Source organism: Streptomyces sp. NPDC048254 (assembly GCF_043201895.1).
Lineage (GTDB): Bacteria > Actinomycetota > Actinomycetes > Streptomycetales > Streptomycetaceae > Streptomyces.
Genome location: NZ_JBICZJ010000012.1, coordinates 143688 through 164771, shown reverse-complemented (window position 1 = coordinate 164771; position 21084 = coordinate 143688). Strand labels below are relative to the sequence as shown.

Annotated in this window: 19 protein-coding genes and 1 tRNA gene; 11 read left to right on the top strand and 9 right to left on the bottom strand. The window is 69.0% G+C overall.

Annotation, left to right across the window (positions count from 1 at the left end; translation table 11 throughout):
- Positions 1-172 precede the first annotated feature (172 nt).
- Together ACGFZQ_RS31315 and ACGFZQ_RS31310 are read left to right on the top strand one after the other, a co-directional pair.
- Positions 173-1096: an ABC transporter ATP-binding protein gene (locus ACGFZQ_RS31315; protein ID WP_393843128.1), complete on the top strand. Its 924-nt coding sequence runs from the start codon at positions 173-175 to the stop codon at positions 1094-1096.
- The gene (locus ACGFZQ_RS31310) at positions 1090-3522 is read left to right on the top strand and encodes an ABC transporter permease (RefSeq protein ID WP_393843127.1); all 2433 of its coding nucleotides are present in this window, start codon (positions 1090-1092) and stop codon (positions 3520-3522) included. Before ACGFZQ_RS31315 ends, ACGFZQ_RS31310 begins: the two co-directional genes overlap by 7 nt.
- Positions 3523-3631: 109 nt before the next feature.
- Here the strand turns inward: ACGFZQ_RS31310 and ACGFZQ_RS31305 are convergent.
- A tRNA-Leu gene (locus ACGFZQ_RS31305) sits at positions 3632-3715 on the bottom strand.
- A gap of 407 nt (positions 3716-4122) precedes the next feature.
- Between ACGFZQ_RS31305 and ACGFZQ_RS31300 the strand changes: the two genes are divergently transcribed.
- From ACGFZQ_RS31300 to ACGFZQ_RS31270, 7 genes are all read left to right on the top strand, one after another.
- On the top strand, positions 4123-5007 hold the full coding sequence (locus tag ACGFZQ_RS31300; protein WP_393843126.1) for an FhaA domain-containing protein: 885 nt from the start codon (positions 4123-4125) through the stop codon (positions 5005-5007).
- Positions 5008-5017: 10 nt separating this feature from the next.
- Positions 5018-5542, top strand: coding sequence for an FHA domain-containing protein (locus ACGFZQ_RS31295; RefSeq protein ID WP_351738084.1), 525 nt, complete (start codon positions 5018-5020; stop codon positions 5540-5542).
- 98 nt (positions 5543-5640) lie between these two features.
- Positions 5641-7206, top strand: coding sequence for a Stp1/IreP family PP2C-type Ser/Thr phosphatase (locus tag ACGFZQ_RS31290; protein ID WP_382529504.1), 1566 nt, complete (start codon positions 5641-5643; stop codon positions 7204-7206).
- A 27-nt stretch (positions 7207-7233) separates the two neighbouring features.
- Positions 7234-8673, top strand: a complete 1440-nt coding sequence (locus ACGFZQ_RS31285) for an FtsW/RodA/SpoVE family cell cycle protein (protein WP_351738081.1) — start codon at positions 7234-7236, stop codon at positions 8671-8673.
- Complete coding sequence (locus ACGFZQ_RS31280) at positions 8670-10154, top strand: peptidoglycan D,D-transpeptidase FtsI family protein (protein ID WP_393843125.1); 1485 nt, start codon at positions 8670-8672, stop codon at positions 10152-10154. The genes ACGFZQ_RS31285 and ACGFZQ_RS31280 overlap by 4 nt, the downstream gene beginning before the upstream one ends.
- A 207-nt stretch (positions 10155-10361) precedes the next feature.
- Positions 10362-12338: a Stk1 family PASTA domain-containing Ser/Thr kinase gene (pknB, locus tag ACGFZQ_RS31275; protein ID WP_393843124.1), complete on the top strand. Its 1977-nt coding sequence runs from the start codon at positions 10362-10364 to the stop codon at positions 12336-12338.
- A gap of 182 nt (positions 12339-12520) precedes the next feature.
- Complete coding sequence (locus ACGFZQ_RS31270) at positions 12521-13564, top strand: restriction endonuclease (RefSeq protein WP_393843123.1); 1044 nt, start codon at positions 12521-12523, stop codon at positions 13562-13564.
- 97 nt (positions 13565-13661) lie between these two features.
- On the opposite strand, the gene ACGFZQ_RS31265 is transcribed toward ACGFZQ_RS31270, so the two are convergent.
- Genes ACGFZQ_RS31265 through ACGFZQ_RS31240 form a run of 6 tightly spaced genes read right to left on the bottom strand, consistent with a single transcriptional unit; the run spans position 13662 to position 17786 of the window.
- Entirely contained in the window at positions 13662-14411 is a 750-nt protein-coding gene (locus tag ACGFZQ_RS31265) for a class E sortase (RefSeq protein ID WP_393843122.1), read from the bottom strand.
- Between the two features lie 19 nt (positions 14412-14430).
- A complete protein-coding gene (locus ACGFZQ_RS31260; protein WP_393843121.1) occupies positions 14431-15441 on the bottom strand; it encodes a class E sortase in 1011 nt (336 codons plus the stop codon).
- A complete protein-coding gene (locus ACGFZQ_RS31255; protein WP_351738064.1) occupies positions 15438-16076 on the bottom strand; it encodes an aminodeoxychorismate/anthranilate synthase component II in 639 nt (212 codons plus the stop codon). Before ACGFZQ_RS31255 ends, ACGFZQ_RS31260 begins: the two co-directional genes overlap by 4 nt.
- Entirely contained in the window at positions 16073-16234 is a 162-nt protein-coding gene (locus tag ACGFZQ_RS31250; RefSeq protein WP_351738061.1) for a hypothetical protein, read from the bottom strand. Before ACGFZQ_RS31250 ends, ACGFZQ_RS31255 begins: the two co-directional genes overlap by 4 nt.
- Before the next feature lie 52 nt (positions 16235-16286).
- Positions 16287-16970, bottom strand: a complete 684-nt coding sequence (locus tag ACGFZQ_RS31245) for a class E sortase (protein WP_393843120.1) — start codon at positions 16968-16970, stop codon at positions 16287-16289.
- 27 nt (positions 16971-16997) lie between these two features.
- Complete coding sequence (locus tag ACGFZQ_RS31240) at positions 16998-17786, bottom strand: DUF881 domain-containing protein (RefSeq protein ID WP_351738056.1); 789 nt, start codon at positions 17784-17786, stop codon at positions 16998-17000.
- 152 nt (positions 17787-17938) lie between these two features.
- On the opposite strand from ACGFZQ_RS31240, the gene crgA reads away from it, so the two are divergent.
- The gene (gene crgA / locus ACGFZQ_RS31235) at positions 17939-18193 is read left to right on the top strand and encodes a cell division protein CrgA (RefSeq protein WP_351695929.1); all 255 of its coding nucleotides are present in this window, start codon (positions 17939-17941) and stop codon (positions 18191-18193) included.
- Positions 18194-18491: 298 nt separating this feature from the next.
- Here the strand turns inward: crgA and ACGFZQ_RS31230 are convergent, their stop codons facing one another.
- Positions 18492-19391, bottom strand: coding sequence for a rhomboid family intramembrane serine protease (locus ACGFZQ_RS31230; protein WP_351738054.1), 900 nt, complete (start codon positions 19389-19391; stop codon positions 18492-18494).
- Between the two features lie 138 nt (positions 19392-19529).
- On the bottom strand, positions 19530-20063 hold the full coding sequence (locus tag ACGFZQ_RS31225) for a peptidylprolyl isomerase (RefSeq protein ID WP_393843119.1): 534 nt from the start codon (positions 20061-20063) through the stop codon (positions 19530-19532).
- A gap of 334 nt (positions 20064-20397) precedes the next feature.
- On the opposite strand from ACGFZQ_RS31225, the gene ACGFZQ_RS31220 reads away from it, so the two are divergent.
- Positions 20398-21084, top strand: coding sequence for a DUF5324 family protein (locus ACGFZQ_RS31220; protein WP_351738049.1), 687 nt, complete (start codon positions 20398-20400; stop codon positions 21082-21084).

Below are 21084 nucleotides of genomic sequence, written 5' to 3'. Positions count from 1 at the left end.
CACCGTAGGCGGCGGGCCGCGGCCCCGGCCATCCGTCCAGCCACCGAGGTGGAGGTATGCCTGGCCCTACCCAGGATCTCCGTCCCGCCGCACTGCGCCGACCCGCCCCCGAACGGTTTCGTGGACCCACCACCCGGCCACCACCAGACGACCCTTGGAGCAGTGGGGACCCATGACCAGCGACACCAGCATCACCGGTAACACGGGCGGCACCGACAACACGGGCGACACCGGCGACGCGATCATCTTGCGCTCCGTCAGCAGGCGTTACGGCTCCGGCGACCGCGCCGTCACCGCGCTCGACCAGATCTCCCTGGGCTTCCCGAAAGGCACCTTCACCGCCGTCATGGGCCCGTCCGGCTCCGGCAAGTCGACGCTGTTGCAGTGCGCGGCGGGCCTGGACCGGCCCACCTCCGGGTCGGTCCTGCTGGCCGGGACCGAACTGACCGGGCTGAGCGAGACGAAGCTGACCCTGCTGCGCCGGGAGCGGGTCGGGTTCGTGTTCCAGTCGTTCAATCTGCTGCCCTCGCTGACCGCCGAGCAGAACGTGGCGCTGCCGCTGCGGCTGGCCGGCCGGCGGGTGCCGAGGTCCCGGCTCCGCGAGGTGCTCCGGCAGGTCGGTCTCGGCGAACGCGCCCGGCACCGGCCGGCCGAGCTGTCCGGCGGCCAGCAGCAGCGGGTGGCGCTGGCCCGTGCCCTGGTCACCGGCCCCGAGGTCCTGTTCGGCGACGAGCCGACCGGCGCCCTGGACTCACGGACCGGACGGGAGGTGCTGACGCTGCTGCGGGCCATGGTCGACGACCGGGGCCAGACGACCGTCATGGTCACCCACGACCCCGTCGCCGCCTCCTACGCCGACCGCGTGGTCTTCCTGGTCGACGGCCGGGTCAACGGCGAACTGACGAGCGCGAGCGCCGAAGCCATCGCGGCACGGATGACCCAGCTGGAGACACTCCCCAGGCCCGACACCCAACCCGCACCCCGCACCCAACCCCCGACCGACACCCAACCCGCACCCGCACCCGCACCCGCGACCGGACCTCCGACCGGCTCCGGCCCCCGCCCCGCCTCCCAGCCGGAGGCCCTCCCGTGCTGAGTGTCGCCCTGCGCACCCTGCGCGCCCGCTGGGTCACCTTCGTCGGCGGGTTCGTCGCCCTCGCGCTCGGCGTCGGGCTGCTCACCGTGATGGGCCTCGCCCTCGCCGCCTCGCTGGACGCGCCGACCCGCGCCCCGGAGCGGTTCGCCGCCGCCCCGGTCGTCGTCAAAGGCGCCGACACCCTGCGCGTGCCCACCCCGATCGGCGACCGCACCCGGAAGCTGGCCGAGCCGCGTGCCGTACCCCCCGCCGCCGTCGCCGGGTTGGCGAGGCTCGGCCGGGTCACCCCGGACCGCTCCTTCGCCGTACGGGCGCGGGGCGGGCCCGGCGATCTGGTCGGCCACCCCTGGTCGGTCGCCGCGTTCGCGCCGTACGAGATCGCCTCGGGGCGTGCCCCTCGCGCCGCCGACGAGGTGGTGGTCAGCGGTACCTGGGCGAAGCCCGGCCAGAGCCTGCGCACGCAGCGCGGCAGCGTCCGGGTCGTCGGCACGGTCGCCGACCGCGGCTTCGAGCACGCCGTCTTCTACACCGACGCCCGGGCCGCGCAACTCCAGCCCCGCAGTGTGCAGTTGGCCACAGACGCCGACGTCACGGCTGTACGGAACGCGGTGAAAGACATCACGGGCGTCCAGGTCCTCACAGGCGCCGACCGCCGCTACGCCGACCCGGATCCCGACCGTGACCGGGAGGCGCTGACCGCGCTGAACGCCCTGTTCGGCACGGCCGGCGGGGTCACCGCCTTCGTGTCGGTGTTCGTGGTGGCGTCGACGTTCGCCTTCGCGGTCGCCCAGCGCCGCCGCGAGTTCGGTCTGCTGCGCGCCGCCGGGGCGACGCCCGGGCAGCTGCGCCGGACGGTGGCCGCGGAGGCCCTGCTGGTCGGCGTGGTCGCCTCGGCGGCGGGCTGTGTGCTCGGCCGGTACGGCGCACCCCGCCTCGTCCGCTGGACGGTCGACGGCGGACTCGCCCCGGACTGGTTCGCGACGGGGGAGGCCGTCTGGCCGTACTGCGCGGCCTTCTCCACCGGAGTGCTGGTCGCGCTCTGCGGAGTGGTCGCCGCGTCCTGGCGGGCGGGCCGGACCGGGCCGGCGGAGGCGCTGCGCGCGGCGGCCGTGGACAACAGGCCGATGACCTGGGGGCGTTGGCTGTGCGGCGGGGCCCTGTTGCTGGCCGCGGCGGTGCTCCCGTTCCTCGGCGACCCGGGCGGTCTGCTGCACCGCAAGAGCTATGTGAGCCGTCCGATGCTGCTGATCACGGCGGTCGCCCTGCTGGCACCCGTCCTGGTCCGCCCGCTGACCCGGCTGCTCACCTGGGTCCCGGCGCGGCTCCCGGGCGCCGCCGGCCTGCTGGTGCGCGAGAACGCGGCCGCCGCCGTGCGCCGTACGGCCTCCGTCGCGGCGCCCGTGCTGGTGACGGTCGCCCTCGCGGGCTCGCTGCTCGGCGCCACCGCCACGCTCGACGCGGCCAAGGCCGCCGAGACCCGCGCCCGGACCACCGCGGCCTTCGTCGTCACGCCCTCGGCGGGCGGGTTCGACGGCGCGACGCTCAGGGCACTGCGCGCGGTGCCCGGCACCGAGGTGTCCATGACCTCGGCGAGCGCTGTGTACGTCCTGGAGGACGGGGTCGCGCTGGTCAGGTCCGAGGCCAGGGCCGCCGATCCCGCCGCCCTGGCCGCCACCGCCCGCCTCCCGCCCGCCGCCGGCCGGACCACCGGCCTGGACGACGGCTCGATCATCGTCAACGAGGAGTGGGAGCGGCACACCGTCGGGCAGCGGGTGCGGGTGTGGCTGGGCGACGGCACCCGGAAGACCCTGCGCATCGCCGCCGTGATGACCAGGGGCACCGGCGACAACGGCGTGTACGTCACCCCGGCCAACGCCGCCGGCGCGGCCGTCGACCGGGTCGACGTGGCCCTGACGGACGGCGCGGACGCGGCCGCGGTGGCAGCCGGCCTGCGCCGGGCGGTCCGGGCGGACGACGGCCGGGTCCGCACCGCGGACCAGTGGATCGCGGCGACCTACCCGCGGACCGACCGCACCACCCGCCTCGGCTTCCTCCTGGTCCTCGGCATCGCGCTTCTCTACACCGGGATCTCCCTGGTCAACACCATGGTGATGGCCACCTCCGACCGGATCCGCGAACTGGCCACGCTACGGCTGGCCGGCGCCACCCGCCGGCAGGTGCTGCGACTGGTCGGCGCCGAGGCGCTGACGGTGGTCGCGGTCGGCGCCCTGCTGGGCCTGCTGGTCACGGCCCTGAACCTGGCGGCCGTCGGGGCGGCCCTGCACGTCCTGCACGCCCCGGCCACCCTCGTCCTCCCCTGGCCGGCGCTGGCCGCCACCACCGCCGTGTGCGCGGCCCTCGCGGTCCTGGCCGCGACCGCACCGGCCGCCGCGGCCACCCGAAGACCGCACCCGTCCGCCCGGTGAGAGACACCTCACACCGACAGGAAAATCACACCGACCACCCACCCACCCCGTGAACCACAACGGCACAGCAAAAGGGCCCATCGTGATCACGATGGGCCCTTTGCCTCTGTGCGCGAGGGGGGAGTTGAACCCCCACGCCCTTGCGGGCACTGGAACCTGAATCCAGCGCGTCTGCCTATTCCGCCACCCGCGCATTGGGTGTGTCCTCCGGTCCCGGCCTCTGTTTCCTTCGGCCCGGCGCCTTCCGACACGCAGAACACTAGCACGTGGGAGGGGGTGGGTTCACATCCCTTGTCTCCGGGCAGCGCTCACCTGACGCGCACGTACCGAGCAGTCGGCATTCACGTATCAACCTCGTACCGGTCCACGCCATCTGTCCAGGAGACGGATCAGGTGCACAGTCAGGTGCGGGACACTGGTCGTGGGCCACCTCTACGATCCTTGGCAGAAGAAGCGCCGATCCTTGACAGGAAGAAGCGTGCCGAGGAGTTCGAAGGGGGGCCGCTGGGGGAACCGGCTGATTGCCGGGCGCGTAGATACGATCAGTGAGTAGTAGCGGTAAGGCAAGCCGTACGGGCAACGCGACAGAGGAGGTGCCCTGTGGGAGTCCTGAAGAAGTTCGAGCAGCGTCTCGAAGGTCTGGTCAACGGCACCTTCGCGAAGGTGTTCAAGTCCGAGGTCCAGCCCGTGGAGATCGCCGGTGCGCTGCAGCGCGAGTGCGACAACAACGCGACCATCTGGAACCGCGACCGGACCGTCGTACCCAATGACTTCATCGTCGAGCTGAGCGCTCCCGACTTCGAGCGGCTCAGCCCCTACTCCGGGCAGCTCGGCGACGAGCTCGCCGGGATGGTCCGCGACTACGCCAAGCAGCAGCGCTACACCTTCATGGGGCCGATCAAGGTCAACCTGGAGAAGGCCGAGGACCTGGACACCGGCCTGTACCGGGTGCGCAGCCGCACCCTCGCCTCCTCCAGCAACCAGCAGGCCGCCCCGGAGCGCACGCCCGCGGCCGGCGGCGCCCCGCAGCGACCGGGCGGCTACGGCTACCCGCAGTCCGCCGCGGCCCCGCCCATGCCGAGCGCACCGCCCCCCGCCGCCCCGCAGCGCCCCGGCGGCTACGGCTACCCGCAGCCGGCCCAGCCCGCCGTCCAGCGGCCCGCAGGGCCCTCCGGGCCGGTCGGCGCCTCGGCGCCCGGCTCCCGTACCCGCTACTGGATCGAGATCAACGGCGCCCGCCATCAGATCTCCCGCGCGACGCTCGTGCTGGGCCGCAGCACCGAGGCCGACGTGCGGATCGACGACCCCGGCGTCTCCCGCCGGCACTGCGAGATCCGGACCGGAACGCCCTCGACGATCCAGGATCTCGGGTCCACCAACGGCATCGTGGTGGACGGGCAGCACACCACCCGCGCTACGCTCCGCGACGGCTCGCGGATCGTCGTGGGCAGCACCACCATCATTTACCGGCAAGCCGAAGGGTGAAGCGGGGGCAATGTCAGAGCTGACCCTCACGGTCATGCGGCTGGGTTTCCTGGCCGTACTGTGGCTGTTCGTGATCGTGGCCGTGCAGGTCATCCGCAGCGACCTGTTCGGTACGCGCGTCACCCAGCGCGGATCGCGTAGGGAAGAAGGACGCCGGCAGCAGCCCGCCGCCCGGCAGCAGGCCGCGCCACCGCAGCAGCGCGGCCAGCAGCCGGCCGCAGGCGGCGGCCGACGGCGCAACGCCCCCAGCAAACTCGTCGTCTCCGAGGGCACGCTCACGGGTACGACGGTCGCGCTCCAGGGACAGACCATCACCCTGGGCCGCGCCCACGATTCCACGATCGTGCTGGACGACGACTACGCCTCCAGCCGCCATGCCAGGATCTACCCGGACCGCGACGGCCAGTGGATCGTCGAGGACCTCGGGTCCACGAACGGCACGTACCTGGACCGGTCCCGCCTGACGACTCCCACACCGATCCCGCTGGGCGCGCCGATCCGCATCGGCAAAACCGTCATCGAGCTGCGGAAGTAGTGCTACATCATGGATAGGCGCGAGCGGAGCGAGCACGCAGCGGCGGACCTGACGCCGGTCCGTCGCGCGCTCCCGACCGGAGGGTGGGCACCGTGCGGATGTACCCGGAGCCGACAGGCGAGGTGCGCATGAGTCTGTCACTGCGCTTCGCCGCCGGATCGCACAAAGGCATGATCCGCGAGGGCAACGAGGACTCCGGTTACGCCGGTCCCCGCCTGCTCGCCATCGCCGACGGCATGGGCGGCCAGGCCGCCGGTGAGGTCGCCTCCTCCGAGGTGATCTCCACCCTGGTCACGCTCGACGACGACGTGCCCGGCTCCGACATCCTCACCTCCCTCGGGCACGCCGTGCAGCGCGCCAACGACCAGCTGCGCGCCATGGTCGAGGAGGACCCGCAGCTGGAGGGCATGGGGACCACCCTCACCGCCCTGCTGTGGACCGGCCAGCGGCTCGGCCTGGTACACGTCGGCGACTCCCGCGCGTATCTGCTGCGGGACGGCCTGCTCACCCAGATCACCCAGGACCACACCTGGGTGCAGCGGCTCGTCGACGAGGGCCGGATCACCGAGGAAGAGGCCACCACCCACCCGCAGCGCTCGCTGCTGATGCGCGCGCTGGGCAGCGGCGACCACGTCGAGCCCGACCTGTCCATCCGCGAGGTACGCGCGGGCGACCGTTACCTCATCTGCTCCGACGGGCTCTCCGGGGTCGTCTCCCACCAGACCCTGGAAGAGACCCTCGCCAGCTACCAGGGGCCCCAGGAGACCGTGCAGGAGCTGATCCAGCTCGCACTGCGCGGCGGCGGCCCCGACAACATCACGGTCATCATCGCCGACGTCCTCGACCTGGACACCGGAGACACCCTCGCCGGGCAGCTCTCCGACACCCCGGTCGTGGTCGGCGCCGTCGCCGAGAACCAGCACCACCTGCACGACAACGGCTTCATGCAGACCCCGGCCGGCCGTGCCGCGAACCTCGGCCGCCAGGTGCCCGGCCAGGGCGGGGGCGGCGAGTTCGGCCCGCCCGGCTCCGGCGACACCACCGGATACGTCCCGGCCGGCAGCTTCGGCGACTACACCGACGACGACTTCGTCAAGCCCCGCAAGGGCCGCAGGTGGCTGAAGAGATCCTTCTACGGCATCCTCGCCCTCGCCGTGATCGGCGGGGGCCTGTACGGCGGCTACCGCTGGACGCAGACCCAGTACTACGTCGGCGCCAACGGCACCCACGTCGCGCTGTACCAGGGCATCAGCCAGGACCTGGCCTGGGTGTCGCTCTCGAAGGTGGAGAAGGACCACCCCGAGATCGAACTCAAGTACCTGCCGCCCTACCAGCAGAAGCAGGTCAAGGCCACCATCGCCGAGGGCGGTCTCACGGACGCCCAGTCGAAGGTCCAGGAGCTGGCCGTGCAGGCCTCCGCCTGCAAGAAGGAGTCGGAACGCACCGCGTCCGAGTCCAAGACCAACTCCAGGACCGGCCAGGGCGAGGCCGGAGGCACCACGGGAACCACCAAGACCTCTCTCACGTCCAAGGCCTCGCCAAGCCCTACGAACTCGGCGTCCCCCTCGGCGTCATCGTCCCCGTCCCCCTCAGCGACCCCCAGCCCCGGCCCCACCCTCTCGGAGGATGAGCAGAAGGTCGTCTCGCTGTGCGGTAAGCAATAGGCAAGCCGTGAGAGGCCCCGTCACACGATGAGCAGTACTACCAACACGTCGACGAACCACACGTCCACGATCGGCTCCATCGGCACACCGAGCCGACGCAACACCGAGCTCGCGCTCCTGGTGTTCGCCGTCCTCATCCCGGTGTTCGCCTACGCCAACGCGGGCCTGGCCATCAACGACAAGGTCCCCGCGGGACTGCTGAGCTACGGCCTGGGCCTCGGCCTCCTGGCCGGCGTCGCCCACCTCGCCGTACGCAGGTTCGCCCCCTACGCGGACCCGCTGCTGCTGCCGCTGGCCACCCTGCTGAACGGGCTCGGACTCGTCGTCATCTGGCGGCTCGACCAGTCCAAGCTGCTCCAGTCGATCAAGCAGGCGGGCACCGCGGCACCGCGCCAGCTGCTGTACACCGCGATGGGCATCGCACTGTTCATCGTCGTGCTGATCTTCCTCAAGGATCACCGCGCGCTGCAGCGCTACACCTACATCTCCATGGTCGGCGCGCTCTTCCTGCTGCTGCTGCCGCTGGTACCGGGCCTCGGCCAGAACATCTACGGCGCCAAGATCTGGATCTCCGTCGCCGGCTTCTCCATTCAGCCCGGCGAGTTCGCCAAGATCGTCCTCGCGGTGTTCTTCGCCGGCTACCTGATGGTCAAGCGCGACGCGCTCGCCCTCGCCAGCCGCCGCATCATGGGCCTGTACCTGCCACGCGGCCGCGACCTCGGCCCGATCCTGGTCGTCTGGTTCATCTCGATCCTGATCCTGGTCTTCGAGACCGACCTCGGCACCTCGCTGCTGTTCTTCGGAATGTTCGTCATCATGCTGTACGTCGCCACCGAGCGGACCAGCTGGATCGTCTTCGGTCTGCTGATGTCGGGCGCCGGCGCGGTCGGCGTGGCCAGCTTCGAACCGCACGTCCAGCAGCGCGTCCAGGCCTGGCTCGACCCGATGAAGGAGTACACCCTCAGCCGTCAGGGCGTCGCCGGCCACTCCGAGCAGGCGATGCAGGCCCTGTGGGCGTTCGGCTCCGGCGGCACCCTCGGCACCGGCCTCGGCCAGGGCCACTCCGAACTCATCCGGTTCGCCGCCAACTCCGACTTCATCCTCGCCACCTTCGGCGAGGAACTGGGCCTGGCCGGCATCATGGCGCTCCTGCTCATCTACGGCCTGATCGTGGAACGCGGCGTACGCACCGCCCTCGCCGCCCGCGACCCGTTCGGCAAGCTGCTCGCCATCGGCCTCTCCGGCGCCTTCGCCCTCCAGGTGTTCGTCGTCTCCGGCGGTGTCATGGGCCTCATCCCGCTGACCGGTATGACCATGCCGTTCCTCGCGTACGGCGGCTCCTCCGTGATCGCCAACTGGGCCCTGATCGGCATCCTGATCCGCATCAGCGACACCGCCCGGCGCCCGGCCCCCGCCCCTGCCGCCAACCCCGACGCCGAGATGACCCAGGTGGTCCGCCCCTCATGAACAAGCCCCTGCGCCGGATCGCGATCTTCTGCGGCCTCCTCGTCCTCACCCTGCTGCTGCGCGACAACTGGCTCCAGTACGTCAAGGCCGACACCCTGCGCGAGGACACCGCCAACCGCCGGGTCACCATCGCCCGCTACTCCACCGCGCGCGGCGACATCATCGTCGACGGCAACCCGATCACCGGCTCCACCGCGTCCAGCTCCTCGGGCCTGAACGACCTGAAGTACAAGCGCACCTACAAGAACGGCCCCATGTGGGCCCCGGTCACCGGCTACGCCTCCCAGGCCTTCGGCGCCAACCAGCTGGAGTCCCTCGAGGACGGCATCCTCACCGGCAACGACGACCGGCTCTTCTTCCGCAACACCCTCGACATGATCACGGGCAAGCAGAAGCAGGGCGGCAACGTCGTCACCACCCTCAACGCGGCCGCCCAGAACGCCGCCTACAACGGGCTGAAGAAGCAGGGCGGCAAGGGCGCGGTCGTCGCCCTCGACCCCTCCACGGGCAAGATCCTGGCCCTCGCCTCCTACCCGTCGTACGACCCCTCGGCCTTCGCCGGCACCTCGGACACCGACGCCGAGGCCTGGAAGAAGCTGCAGAAGAAGTACAACCCCAACGACCCGATGCTGAACCGGGCGCTGCGCGAGACCTACCCGCCGGGCTCCACCTTCAAGGTGGTCACCGCCGCGGCCGCGCTCCAGAACGGGCTGTACACCTCAGCCGACGAAGCCACCAAGTCCCCGCTGCCGTACGTCATGCCGGGCACCACCACCGAGCTGAAGAACGAGGGCAACATCCCCTGCAAGAACGCGACCATGCGCGTCGCCCTGCGGGTGTCCTGCAACACCGTCTTCGGCAAGATCGGCGCCGACCTCGGCAACGACAAGATGCTCGCCGAGGCCAAGAAGTTCGGCTTCGACGCCGAACAGTTCACCCCGGTCCGCTCCAGCGCCTCGGTCTTCTCCGACAACATGAACCAGTCGCAGACCGCGCTGTCCTCGATCGGCCAGTTCAACACCGCCGCGACCCCGCTGCAGATGGCCATGGTCGCCTCCGCGGTCGCCAACGACGGCAAGCTGATGAAGCCGTACATGATCGACAAGCTGCAGACGTCGGGCGTCGACACCATCTCCCAGACCGACCCCGAGGAGATGAGCCAGCCGCTGTCCTCCGAGAACGCCCAGATCCTCCAGTCGATGATGGAGACGGTCGTCAAGGAGGGCACCGGTACGAACGCCAAGATCAACGGCGTCACCGTCGGCGGCAAGACCGGTACCGCCCAGCACGGTGTGGAGAACAGCGAGAACCCCTACGCCTGGTTCATCTCGTACGCCAAGCTCCCCGACGGCAGCAAGCCCGTCGCCGTCGCCGTGGTGATCGAGGACGACCAGGCCAACCGTGACGACATCTCCGGCGGCGGCCTCGCGGCCCCGATCGCGAAGAGCGTGATGGAGGCGGTCATCAACTCCAAGAAGTGACCCCGCCCGCCGCGGCGCTCCGGCGCAGCGGGACGTGACACCGCTCACGTCTCCTTCACATCGACGCACGTTGCGATACCGGTCCTGTATCGGGTTACGGGCTTGGCCAGGTCACACAAACACAGCCGGGTACGGTAGGCCCGGACGGCAGCCTCCGACCGCACACCCGTGCCGGTCGGGACCGACGGAGAGGGCTGGTAGGGAACTATGGAAGAGCCGCGTCGCCTAGGCGGCCGGTACGAACTGGGCCACGTGCTCGGCCGTGGTGGCATGGCGGAGGTCTACCTCGCGCATGACACCCGGCTCGGCCGCACGGTGGCGGTGAAGACGCTGCGAGCGGACCTCGCGCGCGACCCGTCTTTCCAGGCCCGGTTCCGCCGGGAGGCCCAGTCGGCCGCCTCGCTCAACCATCCCGCGATCGTCGCGGTCTACGACACGGGCGAGGACTACATCGACGGGGTCTCGATCCCGTACATCGTCATGGAGTACGTAGACGGTTCGACGCTCCGTGAGCTGCTGCACTCCGGCCGCAAGCTGCTGCCCGAGCGCGCGATGGAAATGACCATCGGCATCCTCCAGGGCCTGGAGTACGCGCACCGCAGCGGCATCGTCCACCGTGACATCAAGCCGGCGAACGTCATGCTCACGCGCAACGGCCAGGTCAAGGTCATGGACTTCGGCATCGCCCGCGCCATGGGCGACTCCGGCATGACCATGACCCAGACGGCGGCCGTGATCGGCACCGCCCAGTACCTCTCCCCCGAGCAGGCGAAGGGCGAGCAGGTCGACGCCCGCTCGGACCTCTACTCGACGGGCTGCCTGCTCTACGAGCTGCTGACGGTACGACCCCCGTTCGTCGGCGACAGCCCGGTGGCCGTCGCCTACCAGCACGTCCGCGAGGAACCGCAGCCCCCGTCGGTGTTCGACCCCGAGATCACGCCCGAGATGGACGCCATCGTCCTGAAGGCCCTGGTCAAGGACCCGAACTACCGCTACCAGTCGGCCGACGAGATGCGCGCCGACATCGAGGCGTGCCTCGACGGCCAGCCGGTCGCCGCCACCGCGGCGATGGGCTCGGTGGGCTACGGCTACCCGGACGACCAGGCGACCACCGCGCTGCGCTCCGACGCCGGCGCGACCACCATGCTCCCGCCGATGAACCCGGACGACGGCGGCTACGGCTACGACGAACGCCCGGACCGCCGCCGCCAGCAGAAGAAGAGCAACACCTCCACGATCCTGCTCGTGGTCGCCGGCATCCTGGTGCTGGTCGGCTCCATCCTGATCGGGAAATGGGTGGTCAGCGGCAACGGCGCGGACAAACCCTTCGCCGCCCCGAACTTCGTCGGCCAGACCTACGCGGACGCGCAGAAGATGGCCACGAATTCGGGCCTGAAGCTGGGGACACCGACCAAGAAGGCCTGCGACAACGCGCCCAAGGGCAGCGTCTGCTCCCAGGATCCGGCGGCCAACGCGGACGTCAACAAGGGCGACACGATCTCGCTGGTGGTGTCGACGGGTTCGCCGAAGATCGCGGTGCCCGATGTCCAGGGTCTGACCTTCGACAAGGCGGAGGAACAGCTCACCGCCAAGGGCTTCAAGGTCGAGAAGAAGACCCAGGTCTCCGAGCAGACCGCGGGCGTCGTCATCGGCCAGGACCCCCCGGGCGACTCGGAGCGGGAGAAGGGCACCACGATCACCCTCACGGTCGCCAAGGCCGAGGAGAAGTCGACCGTCCCCGACGTCAGCCAACAGTCCTGCGACGAGGCCAAGGCACAGATGACGGCCAACAACCTGGTCGGCAACTGCACCGAGGTGGACACCGACGACGCCAACCTGGTCGGCAAGGTCGTCTCGACCGACCCGGTGGCCGGTACGCAGCTCAAGAGGAACTCCGCGGTGAACATCCAGATCGGCAAGGCCAAGCAGCAGACGGCCGTACCGAGCGTGCTCGGCCAGACCGTGAAGCAGGCCAAGCAGACCCTGCAGGCGGCCGGCTTCACCAACATCCAGTTCAACGGCGACTCCAGCGACAACGCCCTTGTCACCAACCAGGACCCGCAGGCCAACACCGGCGTCGACGACCCCGGCAGCACAACGATCACCCTCACCACGGTGAGCGTCGGCAACAACGGCGGGAACAACAACGGCGGTACCAACTTCTTCGGCGGTACCAGCGGCTGACCCCCGCTCCCCGTTCAACAGAGCCCCGGCGCCTCCTCCCGGAAGGACGCCGGGGCTCTTCCTTGCCCACCGTCGCCGCACATGAGTTCTCTCCTCGCTCGTGCCTTCCCTCATCCGAACTCGTTGATCGGATGGGGTGGGGTGCGCGTGCTCTGCCCTGAACTCGACAGAAGGGCAGAACCGTGATCAACGAATCAGCACTGCTGGAATCGAAGAGCCTGCGCGACAGCGTGCTGGAGCGCACCGACGTCCTCGACAAAGTGAAGGCTCTGTCGCTACTGCCGGACGGGATGCATGTGACTACGGCGATGGTGGCGGTGTACTTCGAAGTCGCCGAAACCGTGATCAACAACCTGCTCAGCCGTCATCGGCAGGAGCTTGAGTCCAACGGGCTACGCGTGCTCCGCGGCCCCGAACTACGCGAGTTTAAGAAACTCAACTTGAGTTCCTATAACGGCCCACAGCCCCGCTCCAACCTGGCACTCTGGTCCCGCCGAGCCGTCCTCAATGTCGCCATGCTCCTCCGTGACAGCGAAGTCGCACGTCAGGTGCGTGTGTACCTCCTCGACATGGAGTACCTGGCCCGGACACAGCCTGTGGAAAACCCGGTCCCGACCGACCACCAGGCCCTCGACGACCGCATCGACCAGCGCATCGCCCACATCCTCGGCAAGACCGTCGTCCCCATGTTCAACGCCCTGATCGAGACATCGGGCGAGCACCACCTGGAGCTGATCGCCCTGCGCACCGGAGTCCAGCGCATCGAGCGGCGGCTCCACCAGCACCATGCCCGGCTGAAGCGGCTCGAAGGGATCCGGGACGACCGCCCCGCCGTCGGCGTGATGGCCGCCATGGACGCCATGAACGGCCGGACGTTCGAGCGGCACATCACCAAACTGCTGATCCGCGACGGTTGCACCAACGTCGTCGTACAGGGCGGTCATGGCGACCGGGGTGTCGACATCATCGGACTCACGGCCGACGGGCGACGCCTCGTCGTCCAGTGCAAGAGGTTCGCGCCCTACCTCAACATCACCAGTCCCGACGTCCAGAAGTTCATCGGGTCCGCGAAGGTCCTGTACAGCGCGGACGTTGCGCTCTACGTGGCAACGTGCCCCTTCACTCCGGAGGCGCTGAACATCGCCGCCGAAGCCGGGATCACCGCCGTACACCGTGGGGCGCTGGAGGACTGGAGTGCCGGGGAACCGCTCAGGGCTCTGGAGTAACCGGGACGGGACATACCGAGGCCCGAAGTCGCAAGTGTTGGTTGCGGCTTCGGGCCTTCGCCATGCTAGGCGACTGAGCTCCCGCAAAGGAGCCCAGTCAGCGCAGTTCCTTCGGTGGTGTCCGCTCGCTGTCGACCTTCTCCACCCGCACCAACTCGCCCCACACCACGTACCGGTAGCGGCTCGTGTACACCGGGGTGCAGGTCGTCAGGGTGATGTAGTGGCCCGGCTCGGTCTTGCCGGACTCCTTGGGGACCTGGGAGAGGACCTTGACGTTGTACTTCGAGGTCTCGGAGAGGATCGAGTACGCCTTGTAGACGTACCACTTGTCCCGCGTCTCGAAGACGATCGGGTCGCCGACCCTGATCTTGTCGATGTTGTGGAACTTCGCGCCGTGACCGTCCCGGTGGGCGGCGAGGGTGAAGTTGCCGGTCTTGCCGGTGGTGGGGAGCGTGGCCTTGGCCGGGTCGGTGTAGTAGCCGGCCACCCCGTCGTTCAGGACGTCCGTCGACGTGCCCTTCTCGACCAGCACCTCGCCGTTCTTCATCGACGGCACATGCAGGAACCCGATGCCGTTCTTCGTGTTCAGCGCACCCGGACCGGTGTCCTGGTGGGCCCAGGTGTCACGGACCTTGTCGCCCTCCCGGTCCGCCCTGCGGTCCGCGACGACGTTCGTCCACCACAGCGAGTAGACGACGAACAGGCCCAGCACCAGGCCCGCCGTGATGAGGAGTTCGCCGAAGACACTGACCGCCATCGCGATCGGGCCGATCGGCCGACGGCCCGGCGCGGGCGCCCCGTCCGGCGCATCGGTCTGCTCTTCGGTGTCGTCGGCCGTCGCTGCCACTGTTCCTCTGCCTCTGCCCTTACTCGACGAGCGCGTCTGGCTTGCCCTTGCTGCGCGGGCGTTCCTCGACCATCTTGCCCCACACGATCAACCGGTACTTGCTGGTGAACTCCGGTGTGCAGGTGGTCAGGGTGATGTACCGGCCCGCCTTGGTGAAACCCGAACCCTTCGGAATCGCATCCAGCACACTCACGTTGCTCGGCGACGTCACCGGCAGCATCGACGTCACCTTGTACACGAAGTACTCGTCCTGTGTCTCGACGACGACCGAGTCACCGGCCACCAGCCTGTTGATGTACCGGAACGGCTCACCGTGCGTGTTGCGGTGCGCCGCGAGGCCGAAGTTGCCGGTCTTGTCCTGCGGCATCGCGGTCTTGAGCACACCCTCGCCGTAGTGGCCGACCATGCCCTTGTCGAGAACCTTCTTGTTGCTGACACCCTCGGCGATCGGCGCCTCCACATCCAGCTTGGGGATGTGCAGGATGGCGAAACCCTGACCCGGCTCGAAGACACCCGGAGCCCGCTTGCCGCTCGCCCAGTCCTGCTGGAGGCTGCTCGCCTCCTTGCCCGCCTGGGCATGGGCGCGGACGTTCGTCCACCACAACTGGTAGGTGACGAACAGCAGCATCAGCACACCGGTGGTGATGAACACCTCGCCTATCGCCCGGCTCGCCATGACGGCGGGACTCGGCTTGCGCAACCGCTCCTGCCGACGGGCCTCGACCCGGGAGAGCGGCCGTCCCGACGGACGGTTCTCCGACGGCGCCGCCTCCGGCCCGCCGCCATGACGGCCACCGCGCCGCTTGGCTGCCTTTCTGCGGGCCGCCCGGCCACCCCCTGGGAGTCCAGGGGCAGGAGAGGCTGCCGTGCCCGCAGAAGCCGATATAGGCGGCGGATCGGGGATCCGCAGCGCCACGGTCTCCTCGTCGGCCGGCAGGAGATACGCCGTCTCCCCGAGCGCACTTGATCCCCCGTACGACTGACCCCCGTACGAGGTATCGGTCTCGCGCTCGGGGCGCAGCGCGGTCACGCCGAGGCCCTGCCCACCACCGGGGCGAGCCCCGCCGACCTCGCCACGGCCCCCTGGTCACCGCACACCACCAGCCAGTTGGCCAGCATCCGGTGCCCGTGCTCGGTCAGCACCGACTCGGGATGGAACTGCACACCCTCGACCGGGAGTTCACGGTGCCTGAGGCCCATGATGATCCCGTCGTGGGTGCGGGCCGTGACCTCCAGCTCCGCCGGCACGGTGGCCGGCTCGGCGGCGAGCGAGTGATAGCGGGTCGCGGTGAACGGCGTCGGCAGCCCGGCGAAGACCCCCTCGCCCTCGTGCTCGACCAACGACGTCTTGCCGTGCAGCAGCTCCGGCGCCCGGTCCACCACGCCGCCGTACGCCACCTGCATCGACTGCATGCCGAGGCAGACCCCGAAGACGGGCACCCCGGTCGAGGCGCAGTGGCGGACCATCTCCACACACACGCCCGCCTCCTCCGGCGTACCGGGCCCGGGCGACAGCAGAACACCGTCGAAGCCGTCCTGGGCGTGCGCCGTCGACACCTCGTCGTTGCGCAGCACCTCACACTCGGCGCCCAGCTGGTACAGGTACTGGACCAGGTTGAAGACGAAGCTGTCGTAGTTGTCGACGACGAGAATCCGCGCGCTCACTGGTTGTCCACCGTCACATCGTTGAAGGGCAGCAGCGGTTCGGCCCAGGGGAAGACGTACTGGAAGAGGACATAGACCACGGCCAGGACCAGCACGAGTGTGATCAACGCCCTCACCCACACGTTGCCCGGCAGATGCCGCCAGATCCAGCCGTACATGCCGTCCCTTCCGTTCCACCACGGCACCAGAATCCCGCCGTACTGCACCAGACTAACGGCGCAGCGCCTTGGGTTTGCCTGCCTCCACAGGCTGTGTGGAGTCCAGATGCGCCCAGACGATCAGCCGATGGCTGTGCCCCCATTCCGGATCGCACGTGGTCAGCGTGAGATAGCGGCCTGGACGCGTATACCCCGACTTACGTGGCACAGGGTCGATCACTTCAACGTCCGTCGGAACTGTTTTGTAAGGGCCTTTGTCGATCCGATACGTGAACCAGGTCGTACCGTCCGTCAGCACGATCGCATCGCCCCTGCGCAGCTTCGGGAACTCCAGGAACGGATCTCCGTACGTGCGCCGATGGCCGGCGACCGCGAAGTTGCCCTCCTGGCCCAGCCGGGCGGTACGGGCGTAGTGGGCGAGGCCCTTCTTCAGCACATCGGTGCCGGTGCCCTCCAGGACCGGCTTGTTCCACGTGAAACCGAACCGAGGGATGTACATGATCGCGAAAGGCCTGCCGTAGTGATACGCGGCCGGCTCGGCAGGAGCGGCGGACGCCTTGGCAGTGGGGTGCACCGTGGCACTGTCCGACCACTGCCGCTGTAACTGGTCGACCTGGTCATGCATCACGCTGTCGGCCTTCACACCGGTCCAGAACAGCACATACACGACGAAGAGGACTATGAGCGCACCGATGGTGATGCAGAGCTCGCTGACGGTCCTGACGATCACGCGCACCGGCGGCTCCAGAAGACGACGGGCTGCTTACCCCACAGGCTTCGCGTAGTGCAGATCCACTGTGCCCGAGTAGCCCGGCAGAGTCACCGCCCCGTCCTCGGTGACTTTCCAGCCGAGGCCGTACACGTTGACGTACACCATGTAGTTCTGGATCGCCTCGGAGTCCGCCAGCGCCTGCTGCATCTTCGCCGGATCCCCCACCGCCTGGATCTTGTACGGCGGCGAGTACACCCGGCCCTGGAGGATCAGGGTGTTGCCGACACAGCGCACGGCACTGGTGGAGATCAGCCGCTGGTCCATGACCTTGATGCCCTGGGCGCCGCCCTGCCACAACGCGTTCACCACGGCCTGCAGATCCTGCTGGTGGATGACCAGGTAGTCGGGCTGCGGCTCGGGGTAGCCGGGAAGCTTGGCCGTGGCGTTCGGCGGGGCGTCGTTCAACGTGACGGTGATCGCGTCGCCGGTGAGCTTCTGGGTCCCCGCGGCCTTCTCCAGCCCGGAGAGCTCGTCGTCGTCGGCCTTGCTGGAGCCGTCGTCGCGCTCGGCCAGCTTCTCGTTCTGGTCGCGCGAGCCCGCGTTGGACTCGTCCAGCTCCTTGTTCTTGCGGCTGCGCTCCTGGATCAGGTCGGACAGCTTCAGCAGATTGTCGTCCGAGCGGATGTCGGTGCCCTTGGCCGTGTTGAAGCTGGTGAAGAAGAGAAGACCGGCCAGGGCGAAGACAGCGACGGTGAGAATCCGCACCGGCCGGAAACCACCCTTGCGGACCGGGTCCGCACCCGTTGATCCGGTCGCGTTGGAGTCGGCAGAATTGCTCAACGTACCCTTATCTCCTTAGGCGCCGCGGAAGCACTACGCTAACGGACGCCCGGGGGAGCGGTCAGTGCGCCCTTACTGTCCCCTTGTACGCTGCTCCGAGCCCGACCCAGTTACCTGCGCGGCCACGCAGCGCATCGACAGGAGAGACCCTCGTGCCGAAGTCACGTATCCGCAAGAAGGCCGACTACACGCCGCCCCCGGCGAAGCAGGCGACCACCCTCAAACTGAACAGTCGCGGCTGGGTCGCACCGGTCATGCTGGCCATGTTCCTCATCGGACTGGCCTGGATCGTCGTCTTCTATGTGACCGACGGTTCGCTGCCCATCGACAGCCTCGACAACTGGAACATCGTCGTGGGCTTCGGCTTCATCGCGGCCGGCTTCGGCGTCTCCACGCAGTGGAAGTAGCTCTGCCCAGGGTTGTTCGCTGAGTTATCCACAGGCCCGATCCGCTGTCCACACCCTCCTGGGGAAAAGACGACGATCTGTGGATAACCCATCGGGCGTTGACGCCGGTACGACTACCACAACGCCCGCCGCAAGACTGTTCGCCCCCTGCCTGACCTGTGCAAACACAGGTGAGTGGCAGGGGGCGCAGTTGTGCGAGAACTCTATGCACAAGATCCGCCACCGACTGTGGACAACGGTTCGGTATCGGTGCGGCGAGCCGCCGTGAACCGGCGAACCGGGTGCGGGGCGAGTCCGGTCAGGTGAGCTGGGCGGTCCTGACGACCGTCAGGACGATCGCCACCACCAGGACCAGCGCGCAGGTGCCGTACTGGATGAGGTTCCGCCGCTCGCGCGGGGCGTGCACCATCGCGTATCCGGTGACGACACCGGCGATCAGGCCGCCGATATGGGCCTGCCAGGCGATTCCGCCGCTGAAGGTGAAGATGAGGTTGATCACCAGCAGGGCGATGATCGGCCGCATGTCGTAGTTGAGCCGGCGGATGAGCACCGCGGTCGCGCCGAAGAGGCCGAAGATCGCGCCGGAGGCACCGAGCGAGGGCTGGTTCTGGGCGGCCAGCAGATAGGTGAAGGCGCTGCCGGCCAGGCCGGAGACGACGTAGAGCGTGATGTACCGGGCGCGCCCGAGGGCGGTCTCCAGGGGGCCGCCGATCCACCACAGGCTGAGCATGTTGAACGCGATGTGCATGGGGTTCGAGCTGTCGTGCAGGAACATCGCGGTCAGCAGCCGGTAGTACTGGCCCTGTGCGACGCCTTCGATGTCGCCGTACTGGGGGAACCAGGCCTGGCCGATCAGGTCGAAGCGGTTGGTGAAGCTGTCTCCGACGGAGAGCTGGACCAGGAAGACGGCGATGTTGACGCCGATCAGGATCTTGGTGAGCAGCCGTGGGTCGGCGGTGACGGTGCCGCCGGCGATGGTGCGTGGGCGGGTGTCGGCCGGGGGCGGGCCGCTCTGGCCGGCGGTGGTGCCGCGTACGCACTCGGGGCACTGGAATCCCACGGAGGCGCTGACCATGCACTCGGGGCAGATGGGGCGTTCGCAGCGGGTGCAGCGCACGCCCGTCTCCCGGTCCGGGTGCCGGTAGCACATGGGCAGGCTGTGAGCGTCCTGGGCGCTGCCTGCCGCCTGGTCCTCCATGGGGTCCCCTCGTTCGTCGTGGGCAATACTCTGCCCCGCCCATCCTTACGGACGAGCGGGGCGTTTGGTTCCCTTCGGGTGCTTCCTTTTGGGCGCTTCCCTCGGGGCGTTTCCTTCTGGACGTTTCCCTCTGTCGGATCAGCTCTCGCGCTTTTCGACGACGATCGTTTCGATGACGACGTCGTTCTCGGGGCGCTTGTTCGGTCCGCTGACGGTCACGGAGGCGATCTTGTCCACGATCTTCTGGCTGTCCGCGTCGACGACCTCGCCGAAGATGGTGTGCTTGCGGTTGAGGTGGGGCGCGGGGTTGACCGTGATGAAGAACTGGGAGCCGTTGGTGCGGGGGCCGGCGTTGGCCATGGCCAGCAGGTAGGGGCGGTCGAAGCGGAGGTCGGGGTGGAACTCGTCCTCGAACTTGTAGCCGGGGCCGCCGATGCCGGTGCCGAGCGGGTCGCCGCCCTGGATCATGAAGCCGCTGAGCACCCGGTGGAAGGCCGTGCCGTCGTAGAGCGGGTCGGTGGAGACCGTGCCGGTGGCCGGGTGGGTCCACTCACGCTCGCCCTGCGCCAGTTCGACGAAGTTCTTGACGGTCTTCGGAGCGTGGTTCGGGAAGAGCCGGACCTCGATGTCGCCGAGGCTGGTCTTCAGGGTGGCGTAGAGCTGCTCGGCCACGGTCCGCCTTCCGTTGTGTTCTCGTGTGCTCGGGTGTAACCGGGTGCTCGGTTTGCCCGCCACGATCCTCGCACGGTACGGCGGCCTGGTGGCCCGCCTGCGGTCTCCTGGCGCGGATCCTCACGAATCGCTTGCGGAAACCCGGCGGAGTCCCCAGATACCCGCCGAGGCGGAGCGCTGGGCGCCGATCCGTGGCATTGTCGTCGACAAGCCCCTCTTAGTTCTGGTTGCACCCGTATGCCCGTCCTCGCGCGCCGCTCGGCCCGAGGACAGGCATGATCCCTAAAAGGGTGGATAGTCGAAATACCGTACGCCACCGAGGAGGAGGAAACCCGTGACCCGCAAAGAGAGCGTGCGCGCCGCGACCAGCTCGGCGAAGGACAGCGTGCGGCACGCAGCGGAAGTGGTGGCGCCCTACGCCGACACGGCCAAGGAGCGTGCCGCGTACTACGCGCAGGAGGCACGCGTACGGCTCGCGCCCGTGGTGTCGCAGGCCGCTGAGCAGGCCCGCGTCCAGTACGACGCCCGTCTCGTGCCGCGTCTGGAGCAGGCGCGGACGTATGTGCCGCCGATGGTGGACCAGGCTGCGCACGACGCCGCCGATCTGACCCGTAAGGCGGCCCGGCAGGCCGCCGACTATTCGCGTCCCAGGATCGAGCAGGCCGTGGCGGCGGCCGGGCCGGTCCGTGATGAGGCCTCGGCGCGGGGTGCCGCCGCGTTGGCGGCGCTGCGTGGCAATGTCTCGGCCGAGGAGATCGAGAAGCTGGCGCGCAGGAATGAGCGGCGCTCTGCGTACGGCCGTGCGTTCAAGGCGTTCGCCGTGTTCGGTGTGCTGGCGGGTGCCGCCTTTGCCGCGTGGAAGTGGTGGGACAAGCAGGCCAACCCGGACTGGCTGGTCGAGCCTCCCGCTGCCACGGAGGTTCCGGATTCGGGCCGTCTCGGCTCGGTGGACGGCAGTTCTCCGCTGCATCCCGAGGTCCAGGCCAAGGAGGCGGAGGAGCAGGAGTCCCGCGACGACTAG